The sequence below is a fragment of the Kitasatospora acidiphila genome (assembly GCF_006636205.1).
Classification (GTDB): domain Bacteria; phylum Actinomycetota; class Actinomycetes; order Streptomycetales; family Streptomycetaceae; genus Kitasatospora; species Kitasatospora acidiphila.
This window is the reverse complement of the sequence record NZ_VIGB01000003.1, coordinates 7,035,398-7,046,992: the sequence shown is the minus strand read 5'-3', so window position 1 is coordinate 7,046,992 and position 11,595 is coordinate 7,035,398. Positions and strand designations below refer to the sequence as shown.

The window sequence follows — 11,595 nt, the reverse complement described above, 5'->3', positions numbered from 1 at the left end:
CCCCTGCCGAAGTCCTACCCAGTTCCGGCGTCGGCCTCGCTGTGAGCGGGCTGTGAGCCGGATGGCAGCCGGACCCCATAGGGTCGGGGCATGCAGCAGACCGACACCGCCCGTCCGGCCCTCCCGCCGAGCGGGCTGTCCCCGTCGCGTGCCGGGGACTTCCTGACCTGCCCGCTGCTCTACCGGCTGCGGGTGATCGACCGCCTGCCGGAGCCGCCGAGCGCGGCGGCGACGCGCGGGACCTTGGTGCACGCCGTGCTGGAGCGGCTCTTCGACCACCCGGCGGTGGAGCGCACCCCGGACCGGGCGCTGTCGCTGCTGCGCCCGCAGTGGGAACGCCTGCTGGGTGAACGTCCGGAGCTGGCCGGGCTGTTCCCGGCGGCCGCGGCGAACGCCGAGGGTCTGGACGGCGAGGGCCCGGACGCCGAGGCGCTGGATGCCGAGGGTCTGGACGGCGAGGCGCTGGCCCGCTGGCTGGGGGACGCCGAGAAGCTGCTGGGCCACTGGTTCCGGCTGGAGGACCCGACCCGGCTGGAGCCGGTGGAGCGGGAGCTCTACGTGGAGACCGTGCTGGACTCGGGGCTGAAGCTGCGCGGCTACATCGACCGGGTGGACGTGGCGCCCACCGGTGAGGTGCGGCTGGTGGACTACAAGACCGGCCGGGCGCCCTCGCGGGACTTCGAGGGCAAGGCGATGTTCCAGATGAAGTTCTACGCCCTGGTGGTGTGGCGCTGGAAGGGCGTGATCCCCAAGCGGCTGCAGCTGGTGTACCTGGGCGGTGCCGGGGAGGTGGTGACCTACGACCCGGACGAGGCGGATCTGCGCTCGGTGGAGCGCAAGCTGCTGGCACTGTGGGAGGCGATCTGCCGGGCGGTGGCCACCGGCGAGTTCCCGGCCACCCGCAACCGGCTGTGCGACTGGTGCGACCATCAGAAGAGCTGCCCGGAGTTCGGGGGGACTCCGCCGCCGTACCCGCTCCCCCTGCAGAAGACCGTGACGAGCATGTCGAGCAAGGAGTCTTAGGTGACGATCCGAGTGCTGCTGGTCGACGACCAGCCGCTGCTGCGCACCGGTTTCCGGATGATCCTGGAGGCGGAGAGCGATCTGGTGGTGGTGGGCGAGGCCGGCGACGGCCAGCAGGCGCTGGAGCAGGTGCGGGCGCTGCAGCCGGACGTGGTGCTGATGGACATCCGGATGCCGCGGATGGACGGCGTGGAGGCGACCCGCCGGATCGCCGGCCCGGGGCGGGACGGTCCGGTGAAGGTGCTGGTGCTGACCACCTTCGACCTGGACGAGTACGTGGTGGAGGCGCTGCGGGCCGGAGCCAGCGGCTTCCTGCTGAAGGACGTACCGGCCGAGGAGCTGGTGCAGGCGATCCGGGTGGTGGCGGACGGCGCGGCGATGCTGGCGCCGTCGATCACCCGCCGGCTGCTGGACATGTACGCCACCAGACTGCCGTCCGGGGACGAGGCGCCCTCCCCCGCGCTCGGCGCGCTGACCGAGCGGGAGATGGAGGTGCTGCGGCTGGTCGCCAAGGGGCTGTCCAACGCGGAGATCGCCGCCGAGCTGTTCGTCTCCGAGACCACGGTGAAGACCCATGTCGGGCACGTGCTCACCAAGTTGGGGCTGCGTGACCGGGTGCAGGCGGCGGTGTTCGCCTATGAGAGCGGGCTGGTGCGGCCGGGCGCGATGTGATCCCGTAAAGCCGCGTCGAGGGTCCGTCCGGGCATCCGGACGGACCCTCTTGCTACCGGCCTTGTGACCGGCGCAGTGTCAGTGGCGGCCGATCTCGCCGAACCGGAAGACGCCGGTGGAGTCCGTGGTGTTCTCCACGCCGGTGATGTTGGCGTGGTAGGCGAAGAACGACTTCTCCTGGAAGAGCGGCACCATCGGCACCTGGACGGCCAGCTCGGTCTGGATCGCGCCGAAGGTGGTGGCGGCCTGCGAGCGGTCGGTCTCGTGCAGCGTCTCGGGCACCAGCTTCTGGTCGATCTGCTGGTCGTCGAAGCCGTTGTGGAAGGCGCCGCCGCTGGTTACCAGCGGCACCACGAAGTCGTCCGGGTCCGGGTAGTCGGCGCTCCAGCCGACCGTGTAGGCCTGGTAACTGCCGTCCGCCCAGCCCTTCTTGAAGTTGCTCCAGTCCGACTCCTCGTTGACCGTCACCTGGAACAGGCCGCTGGCCTCCAGCTGCTTCTTGAGCTCGGCGCCCTCGGCGCCCTGGGCGCGGGCACGGGACCAGGTGAGGCTGAACTTGACCGGCGTCGGGATCTTGGCGGCCGCCAGGAGTTGCTTGGCCTTGGTGACGTCGGGGTCGTTGTACTTGTCGAAGAAGGCGGTGTTGTGGCCGGCGATGCCGGCCGGGACCACCGAGTAGAGCGGCTGCACGGTGTGCGCGTAGACGTCGCGGGCGAGCGCCTGGCGGTCGATCAGCTGGGCGACCGCCTGCCGGACGGCCTGCTGGCCGACGGTCTGGTCCTTGGTGTTGAACACCAGGAACCGGGTGTCGCTGCTGTCGGTCTGGGTGACGTGGATGTCGCCCTTGCCGCCGCTCTGCTGGTTGGTGAGCAGCTGGGCGGAGACGTTGGGGTCCAGGCTGTTGTCGGTGAGGTCGACGTCGCCCTTGTCCAGGGCGGTCTTCAGTTGGTCGGGCTTGCCGTAGAAGCGGACGTCGAACTTCTTGTTCTGGACCGTCTGGTCGCCCTTGTACTTGGCGTTGGCGGAGAGGCTGATCTTGCTGATCTCCTTGACCCCGCCGTTGCCTGATGCCTCGTCGACCGAGTCGATGGCGAAGGGGCCGGAGCCGATCAGCTGGCTGTTGGGCAGCTCGTGGTCGGCCGGGAAGACCTGGTGGTCGACGATCGAACCGGCCGCGCTGGCCAGCTTGTCCGGGAGCACCGCGTCGGCCTCGGAGAGGTGGAAGACCACCTCGCTGTCGCTCTTGGCCTCGACCGACTTCACGCTGTCGAAGAGCGAGGACGGCCCGTTCACGTCCTTGATCTGCTTCATCCGGTTGATCGAGAACACCACGTCGGCGGCGGTCAGCGGGTGCCCGTTGGAGAACGTCAGGCCCTGGCGCAGCACGCAGTCGTAGGTCATCGCGTCGGCGCCGGTGAACTGGCAGGACTGCGCCGCGTCCGGGACCGGGGTGGTGGCGCCGGCCGGGAACCGCAGCAGGCCCTGGAAGGTGTTCTCCAGGATCATCCAGGAGCCCAGGTCGTAGGCACCGGCCGGGTCGAGGACGGCGATGCTGTCGGTGGTGCCCAGGGTGATCGGGCCGGAACTGCTACTGCCGCTGCCGGTGATCGAGTTGACGGAGCCGCAGCCGGCCAGGGTGGTGGCCACCAGGGCCGCACAGCCCAGGGTCGCGAGTCGGCCGGGGGCGCGTCGTATGGCTGAAGTCATGCGTTCCTTCTCCGTGCGGTGGCCGGCCGAGGGCTGCCGGTGGGCAGCCGAGGGCCGGGGCCGCGGGTGGAGGCCGGTCGGCGGGCTGCCATGGCGTTCAGGACAGACCGCAGCAGCCTGCCACATCGTGGGCGAGCGGCCGACCGGTCAGCGGACACGCTTTCGCATCAAAGATCACCGCAGTCGACGAGTTGCCAGCTCTGTCCTGTTTTGCCGGGTACGGCAGAGAGCTGACGTCCCGTCCAGGGGATCGCAACGAGACGAGCATCACACCTGTGCCGGGACCAGTGAGCGCAGCAGCTCCAGGTCCAGCTCGGCGAGCGAGCCCAGCACCACCCGGCCGGGCGCCGCCGGCACCGGGGCCACCGAGGGCACCGCGATCACCGGGCAGCCGGCCGCCTCGCCGGCCTGCACGCCGAGCGGGGCGTCCTCGATCACCACGCAGCGCGCCGGGTCGGCGCCGAACCGGGCGGCGGCCACCAGGTACGGGTCCGGGTTGGGCTTGGTCCTGGCCACCTCGTCGCCGGCCACCGAGAAGGCGAACGGGTGGTCGCCGAGGTTCTTCAGCACCAGGTCGATGATCCGCCGGTGCGAGGCGGAGACCAGCGCGGCCGGGATGGCGTGCTCGCGCAGCAGGGCGAGCAGCTCGGCCGCGCCGGGCATCAGCGGCGCGCCGCCGTCCAGCAGCTCGACGAACCGGCCGTTGATCCGGTCGGCCAGCTCCGCCGGGCTGATCTCCAGCCCGGTGAGGCCGAGCAGGTAGTCGATCACCCGGGTCATCGGGCCGCCGACCAGCTGGGCCCGGTGGGTGTCGTCGAGCGGGTGGCCGAGTTCGGCGAAGAGCGTGGACTCCGCCTGCCACCAGTAGTCCTCGGTGTCCACCAGGGTGCCGTCCATGTCGACCAGCACCGCCTGCAACCCGCTGGGGCCGCCCTCGCCGAGGGCCGTGGTGGTGGTGTCGACCGTGGTCATGCGGCACTCCCCTTCGCGCTGGGCCCCCGCCCGGGAAGACGGGGGCCATACAGCATACGCGCAGTTCAGCGAAGGGGACGTGATGAGCGGGTTACCGCGCGTTGAAGTACTTCGCCTCAGGGTGGTGGATGACGATGGCGTCGGTGGACTGCTCGGGGTGCAGCTGGAACTCCTCGGAGAGCACCACGCCGATCCGCTCGGGCCGCAGCAGCTCGGCGATCTTGGCGCGGTCCTCCAGCTCGGGGCAGGCGCCGTAGCCGAGCGAGAAGCGGGCGCCGCGGTACTTGAGGGCGAACATGTCGCGCACGTCCTGCGGGTCCTCGTCGCCGAAGCCGAGCTCGAAGCGCACCCGGGCGTGCCAGAACTCGGCCAGGGCTTCGGCGAGTTGCACCGACAGGCCGTGCAGCTCCAGGTAGTCGCGGTAGGCGTTGCCCTGGAACAGCTCGTTGGCGGCCTCGGAGACCCTGTTGCCCATGGTGACCACCTGGAGGCCGACCACGTCGCGCTCGCCGGACTCCTCGGGGCGGAAGAAGTCGGCCAGGCAGAGCCGCCGCCCGCGGCGCTGGCGCGGGAAGGTGAAGCGGGTGCGCTCGGTGCTGCCGTCCTCGCCGTAGACGATCAGGTCGTCGCCCTTGGAGGCGGCCGGGAAGTAGCCGTAGACCACGGCCGGCTCCAGCAGGCCCTCGGTCTGGAGGCGGTCCAGCCACATCCGCAGCCGCGGGCGGCCCTCGGTCTCCACCAGCTCCTCGTAGGACGGCCCCTCGCCGGTGCGGGCCGCCTTCAGCCCCCATTGGCCCTTGAACAGCGCGTCCTCGTCCAGCCAGGAGGCGTAGTCGGCGAACGGGATGCCCTTGACGATCCGGTCGCCCCAGAACGGCGGGGTCGGCACCCGGTTGTCGACGGCCACGTCGGAGCGGATCTGGCCGAGGTTGACCTCCTCCGGCTCCGCCACCTCGACCCGGGCGTGCCGGCGCTGGCGCAGCTCGGGCAGGGCGGCGCCGGGCACGCCGCGCTTGACCGCGATCAGCGCGTCCATCAGCCGCAGGCCCTCGAAGGCGTCCCGGGCGTAGCGGACCTCGCCCTGGTAGACCTCGTGCAGGTCCTGCTCGACGTAGGCGCGGGTGAGGGCGGCGCCGCCGAGGATCACCGGGAAGCGGGCGGCCAGCTTGCGCTGGTTGAGCTCCTCCAGGTTCTCCTTCATGATCACGGTGGACTTGACCAGCAGGCCCGACATGCCGATCACGTCGGCGTTGTGCTCCTGCGCGGCGTCCAGGATCGCCGAGACCGGCTGCTTGATGCCCAGGTTGACCACGGTGTAGCCGTTGTTGGACAGGATGATGTCGACCAGGTTCTTGCCGATGTCGTGGACGTCGCCCTTGACGGTGGCCAGCACGATGGTGCCCTTGCCCTCATCGTCGGACTTCTCCATGTGCGGCTCCAGGTAGGCGACCGCGCTCTTCATCACCTCGGCGGACTGCAGCACGAACGGCAGCTGCATCTGGCCGGAGCCGAACAGCTCGCCGACCACCTTCATGCCGTCCAGCAGCGTCTCGTTGACGATCTCCAGGGCCGGGCGCTGCGCCAGGGCCTCGTCCAGGTCGGCCTCCAGGCCCTTGCGCTCACCGTCGATGATCCGCCGCTTGAGGCGCTCGTCCAGCGGGAGGGCGGCCAGCTCCTCGGCCTTGGAGGCCTTGACGGAGGCCGAGCTGACGCCCTCGAAGAGGGCCAGCAGGTGCTGCAGCGGGTCGTAGCCGTCGCGGCGGCGGTCGTAGACCAGGTCGAGGGCGGCCTCGCGCTGCTCCTCGGGGATCCGGGCGATCGGCAGGATCTTGGAGGCGTGCACGATCGCCGAGTCCAAGCCGGCCTGCACGCACTCGTGCAGGAATACCGAGTTGAGCACCTGGCGGGCGGCCGGGGAGAGGCCGAAGGAGATGTTGGACAGGCCCAGGGTGGTCTGCACGTCGGGGTGGCGGCGCTTGAGTTCGCGGATCGCCTCGATGGTCTCCAGGCCGTCGCGGCGGGACTCCTCCTGACCGGTGGCCAGGGTGAAGGCCAGGCAGTCGATCAGGATGTCCTGCTCGGCGATGCCGTATTCGCGGCCGAGTTGCTCGATCAGCCGCTCGGCGATCGCCACCTTGGTCTCGGCGGTGCGGGCCTGGCCGCTCTCGTCGATGGTGAGCGCGATCAGGGCGGCGCCGTGCTCGCGGGCGAGTTGAGCGATCCTGCCGAACCGGGTGTCGGGGCCGTCGCCGTCCTCGTAGTTGACCGAGTTGAGCACCGCGCGCCCGCCGAGCATCTCCAACCCGGCCTTCAGCACGGCCGGTTCGGTGGAGTCCAGGACGATCGGCAGGGTGGAGGCGGTGGCGAGGCGGCCGGCGACCTCGCGCATGTCGGCGACGCCGTCGCGGCCGACGTAGTCCACGCACAGGTCCAGCAGGTGCGAGCCGTCGCGGATCTGGTCGCGGGCGATCTCCACGCAGGCCTGCCAGTCGCCGGCCAGCATCGCCTCGCGGAACTTCTTGGAGCCGTTGGCGTTGGTCCGCTCGCCGATCGCCAGGTACGAGGTGTCCTGGCGGAACGGCACCGGCTGGTAGAGCGAGGCGGCGGACGGCTCGGGCTTGGGGTCGCGGGCGGTGATCGGGCGGCCCTGGACCCGCTCGACGACCTGGCGCAGGTGTTCGGGGGTGGTGCCGCAGCAGCCGCCGACCAGCGACAGCCCGTACTCGCGGACGAAGGTCTCCTGGGCGTCGGCCAGTTCGACCGGCGAGAGCGGGTAGTGCGCGCCGTCCTTCCCCAGCACCGGCAGGCCCGCGTTGGGCATGCAGGACAGGCCGATCCGGGCGTTCTTCGACAGGTAGCGCAGGTGCTCGCTGTACTGCTCGGGGCCGGTGGCGCAGTTCAGGCCGATGTAGTCGATGCCCAGCGGCTCCAACGCGGTGAGCGCCGCGCCGATCTCGGAGCCGAGCAGCATGGTGCCGGTGGTCTCCACGGTCACCTGGACCACCAGCGGCAGGTCCACCCCGGCCCCGGCCATCGCCTGCTTGCAGCCCAGCACGGCGGCCTTGGTCTGCAGCAGGTCCTGGCTGGTCTCCACCAGCAGCGCGTCGGCGCCGCCGGCGATCAGGCCGGCCGCGTTCTGCCGGAAGCCCTCGCGCACGGTCTCGAAGGAGATGTGGCCCAGGGTCGGCAGCTTGGTGCCGGGGCCGATCGAGCCCAGCACCCAGCGGGTGCGCCCGTCGTCGTACGAGTCGGCGACCTCGCGCGCGATCCGGGCGCCGGCCTCGGACAGCTCGTGGATCCGGTCGGCGATGTCGTACTCGCCCAGCGCCGCGAAGTTCGCCCCGAAGGTGTTGGTCTCGACGCAGTCCACGCCCACCTCGAAGTACGCCTCGTGGACCGAGCGCACGATGTCGGGACGGGTCACGTTGAGGACTTCGTTGCAGCCTTCCAGCTCCTGGAAGTCCGCCAGCGTCGGATTCTGCGCCTGCAGCATGGTGCCCATGGCACCGTCGGCGACGACCACTCGACTGGCGAGGGCGGCTCGCAGGGCGTCCGCTCGGGACTGCTGGGCGGAAATGGGGACACTGGTGGCCATGGGGCATCTCCCTGGGTGCGACGGCTGTCGGCTATGCGGTCCCCCCGAACGGGGACGCACCCGGCCAGGGTATCCGGCTCAGCGGCCGGCGTCGTAGAGCGTCCCGCATGGTGGGCCGTTCGAGTGAGGGGGGATGGATGTTCGTGCCGGTATTGCGGCAGGTCCGCGCGTGGATTGCGCGGCGTCGACGGCGCCTGGCGGTGGTCGCGGCGGTGCTGGCCGCGCTACTGGTGCTGCCGGTCGCGGCGGCCGGTCTGGCGCTGCGCCGGGCCGACAGCGGCACCCCGGCCGCGCAGGCCCGCAGCCGGGGCCGGGACGCCGCCTGGCTGGGGCACGCCTGGGTGGACGGGCGCAAGGGGCCGGCCGATCTGGCGGGCCTGCCGCAGCTGCTGCGCGGCGGCATCCGGGACGTCTTCGTGCACGCCGGGCCGCTGTCGGACGACGGCTCGCTGCCGGCCGAGCGGTATCCGCAGGCGCGGCAGCTGGTGGACGCGGTGCACCGGGAGCTGCCCGGGGTGCGGGTGCAGGCCTGGCTCGGTGACGTGGTGGCCCCGAGAAGCCGGCCGGGCTGCACCTGGACGACCCGGCGGTGCGGGAGCGGATCACCGGTGCGGCCAGGCAGGTGCTGGACGCCGGCTTCGACGGGGTGCACTTCGACCTGGAGCCGGTGCAGTCCGGCTCACCCGGCTTCCTGACGCTGCTCGACCAGGTGCACGCGGTGACGGCGGCCCGCGGCGCACCGCTCTCGGTGGCGGCCCCGCAGATCGACCCCCTCCCCCAACTGCACGCCGCGGCAGGGTCGTTGACCGGCCACCCGAAGTGGTGGTCGCAGGACTACTTCGGGCAGGTGACCCGCAGGGTGGAGCAGGTCGCGGTGATGTCCTACGACACCGCGATGCCACTGCCCTCGCTGTACGGCGGCTATGTCGCCCAGCAGACCGAGCTGGCGCTCCAAGTCACTCCGGAATCAGTGGACTTGCTGATGGGCCTGCCCGCCTACTACGCCGACGAGTGGGGGCACCGCGGCTCGGCGGAGACCGTGCCGGCGGCGATACGCGGGGTGCGGCTGGGGCTGAGCCGGCAGTCGCCGGGCCGGCAGGCCTTCGGAGTGGCCGTCTACGCGGACTTCTCGGCCAGCGAACAGGATTGGGCGTCCTACCGGCAGGACTGGTGCCTGAGTTGATCTACGCTGCTGCGCATGACTGACGACCTCTCGATGGTGACGCCGCGTCAGACCGACGACGGCGGACAGGTGTACGAGGGCCTGGCGTACGCCGAGTTGCGGGGCTTCCGGCCGCTACTGCTCGACCTGCGCGTTCCCCCGGGCCCCGGGCCCGCGCCGGTGGTGGCCTGGGTGCACGGCGGCGGGTTCCAGTGGGGCGACCGGCGCTACCCGTCCGAGGCGTTGACGCCGGACGCGTTCTGGCGGGCCGCGACCCGGGCCGGGCTGGCGGTGGCCACCATCGACTACCGGCTCTCCGGTGAGGCCCGGTTCCCGGCCCAACTGGAGGATGCCCAGGCGGCGTTGGCGTTCCTGCGGCGCAACGCCGGGCAACTCGGCCTGGACGCCGGGCGGATCGGCTTCTGGGGCGAGTCGGCGGGCGGCGCGATCGCCGCGCTGGCCGCCTTCGCGGACGGCGCGGTGCGGGCGGTGGCCGGCTGGTGCCCGATCACCGACATGGCGGTGCGCCACCCGGAGCAGGCCGACTCCTCGGAGGGCCGACTGCTCGGCGGCCGCCCGGTCGACCTGCCCGAACTCGTCGCCCTGGCAAGCCCGGTGGCCCAAGTGCCGGCCGATCCGCCGCCGTTCCTGCTGCTGCACGGCACGGCCGACACCATCGTCGCGCCGGCCCACAGCGAGCGGCTGCACCAGGCGCTGCTGGCCGCCGGCGGGCGGTCCGAGCTGGTGCCGGTGCCCGGCGCGGAGCACGCCTTCGAGGGCTACCCCGAGGTGCCGGCCCTGGTGGAGCGCACGGTGGCCTTCCTCGCCGCGGAGCTGGCCGGCTGACGCGCGACGGGCCCGGCGGCACGCACGCCGCCGGGCCTTCCCAGCAGGGGTTCAGCTGAAGTCGAGGTCCCCGGTGCGGGTCCGCTTCATCTCGAAGAACTTCGGGTAGCTCGCCAGCAGGCGGGCGCCGTCGAAGAGCTTGACGGCCTCCTCGCCGCGCGGGATCGCGGTGAGCACCGGGCCGAAGAACGCCACCCCGTCGATGTGGATGGTCGGGGTGCCGACGTCCTCGCCGACCGGGTCCATGCCCTCGTGGTGGCTGCGCTTGAGCGCCTCGTCCCAGTCGGTGCCGTCGGCCGCCGCCGCCAGCTCGGCCGGCAGGCCGACCTCGGCGAGGGCCTCCTTGATCACCACCTGGTAGTCCTTGTTGTCCCCGTTGTGGATCCGGGTGCCGAGCGCGGTGTAGAGGTCGCGCAGCACCCCGACGCCGTGCTGCTCGGCCGCGGCGATGCAGACCCGCACCGGGCCCCAGCCGCGCTGCAGCAGGTCGCGGTACTGCTCGGGCAGGTCGTCACGCCCGGAGTTGAGCACCGACAGGCTCATCACCTTGAAGGTCAGGTCGAGGTCGCGCTCCTTCTCGACCTCCAGGATCCAGCGGGAGGTGATCCAGGCGAAGGGGCAGATCGGGTCGAAGTAGAAGTCGACCTTGGTCGGGCCGTTCTGAGTCGTGGCAGTCTGGTCGGAAGTCGTCATGCGGCCACGATAGTTCGATTCTCGTCGAATTTCGATGTCATCGCCGGATCGGCATCACGGGATCCAGCAGCCTGTTGGTCGTCGGGCAAAGCCGCGGCTCGCCAGCGCGCCGTCGGGGGCGGCGGTGGCCGCGGTGCGCGATGATCGGGGCTGGGGGGCCGCGGTGAGGGGCGGCCATCGGGGATCGGAGGGGCCATGGAACGCGAGCTGCTGGTGCTGTGGGACATCGACCACACCTTGATCGACGGCGGCACGGTGGCCAGGCGCGCCGTCGCCGCCGCCTTCCAGCGCGCCACCGGGCTGCCGCTGACCCGTAGTTGGAGCTACTACGGCCGCACCGAGACGGCCGCCGCCACCGAGCTGCTGCGGGCGCACGACCTGGATCCGGGCGACGGGCTGCTGGCCGGCTACCTGGACCTGCTGGTGGCGGAGATGCAGGACCGGGCCGCCGATCTGGCCGACGAGGGCCATGCGCTGCCCGGCGCCCGCGAGGCGCTGCGCGCGCTGGCCACCCACGGCGGAGTGCGGCAGTCGGTGCTGACCGGGAACCTCCTGGTGCTGGCCGAACTGAAGCTGGCCGCCTTCGACTTGACGGAACACCTGGACCTGCGGCTGGGCGCCTACGGCGACGACGCCTATGAGCGCACCGACCTGCCCGCCCATGCCTGGGCACGGGCCGAGCGGGTGCTGGGCCGCCGGTTCCGGGGCAGCGAGACGGTGATCATCGGGGACACGGTGCGCGATGTGACGACCGCCCAGGCGGTGGGCGCCCGGGCGGTCGCGGTGGCCACCGGGATGGTGTCGGCCGCGGAGCTGGCGGCCGCAGGCGCCGATGTGGTGCTGCCCGACCTGCGGGACACCGCGGCGGTGCTGGCGGCCGTCATCGGGGTCTGACCCGCGCGCGGGCCCGCGGAAATCCGGTTGC

General features: G+C 71.7%; 8 protein-coding genes and 1 pseudogene. 5 read left to right on the top strand and 4 right to left on the bottom strand.

Annotated features, from left to right (window positions below; genetic code table 11):
- The first annotated feature begins 90 nt into the window (after positions 1 to 90).
- Both E6W39_RS33350 and E6W39_RS33345 read left to right on the top strand, forming a co-directional pair.
- The gene (locus E6W39_RS33350) at positions 91 to 1,023 is read left to right on the top strand and encodes a RecB family exonuclease (protein WP_141636655.1); all 933 of its coding nucleotides are present in this window, start codon (positions 91 to 93) and stop codon (positions 1,021 to 1,023) included.
- Complete coding sequence (locus E6W39_RS33345) at positions 1,024 to 1,695, top strand: response regulator (protein WP_101379459.1); 672 nt, start codon at positions 1,024 to 1,026, stop codon at positions 1,693 to 1,695.
- A 78-nt stretch (positions 1,696 to 1,773) separates the two neighbouring features.
- Here E6W39_RS33345 and E6W39_RS33340 read toward each other — a convergent pair whose 3' ends face one another.
- The 3 genes from E6W39_RS33340 to metH form a co-directional block, all read right to left on the bottom strand.
- On the bottom strand, positions 1,774 to 3,402 hold the full coding sequence (locus E6W39_RS33340) for an ABC transporter substrate-binding protein (protein WP_141636654.1): 1,629 nt from the start codon (positions 3,400 to 3,402) through the stop codon (positions 1,774 to 1,776).
- A 267-nt stretch (positions 3,403 to 3,669) separates the two neighbouring features.
- Positions 3,670 to 4,374, bottom strand: a complete 705-nt coding sequence (locus E6W39_RS33335; RefSeq protein WP_141636653.1) for an HAD family hydrolase — start codon at positions 4,372 to 4,374, stop codon at positions 3,670 to 3,672.
- A gap of 91 nt (positions 4,375 to 4,465) precedes the next feature.
- Positions 4,466 to 7,969, bottom strand: coding sequence for a methionine synthase (metH, locus tag E6W39_RS33330; protein ID WP_141636652.1), 3,504 nt, complete (start codon positions 7,967 to 7,969; stop codon positions 4,466 to 4,468).
- A 137-nt stretch (positions 7,970 to 8,106) separates the two neighbouring features.
- Between metH and E6W39_RS33325 the strand changes: the two are divergent.
- A pseudogene (locus E6W39_RS33325) lies at positions 8,107 to 9,152 on the top strand (hypothetical protein).
- A 15-nt stretch (positions 9,153 to 9,167) separates the two neighbouring features.
- Complete coding sequence (locus E6W39_RS33320; RefSeq protein WP_141636651.1) at positions 9,168 to 9,977, top strand: alpha/beta hydrolase; 810 nt, start codon at positions 9,168 to 9,170, stop codon at positions 9,975 to 9,977.
- A 51-nt stretch (positions 9,978 to 10,028) separates the two neighbouring features.
- Here the strand turns inward: E6W39_RS33320 and E6W39_RS33315 are convergent, their stop codons facing one another.
- The gene (locus tag E6W39_RS33315) at positions 10,029 to 10,670 is read right to left on the bottom strand and encodes a mycothiol-dependent nitroreductase Rv2466c family protein (RefSeq protein ID WP_141636650.1); all 642 of its coding nucleotides are present in this window, start codon (positions 10,668 to 10,670) and stop codon (positions 10,029 to 10,031) included.
- 195 nt (positions 10,671 to 10,865) lie between these two features.
- On the opposite strand from E6W39_RS33315, the gene E6W39_RS33310 reads away from it, so the two are divergent.
- Positions 10,866 to 11,564 carry an HAD family hydrolase gene (locus tag E6W39_RS33310; RefSeq protein ID WP_141636649.1) on the top strand — a complete coding sequence of 233 codons (699 nt, stop codon included), beginning with the start codon at positions 10,866 to 10,868 and terminating at the stop codon, positions 11,562 to 11,564.
- Positions 11,565 to 11,595: the final 31 nt, after the last annotated feature.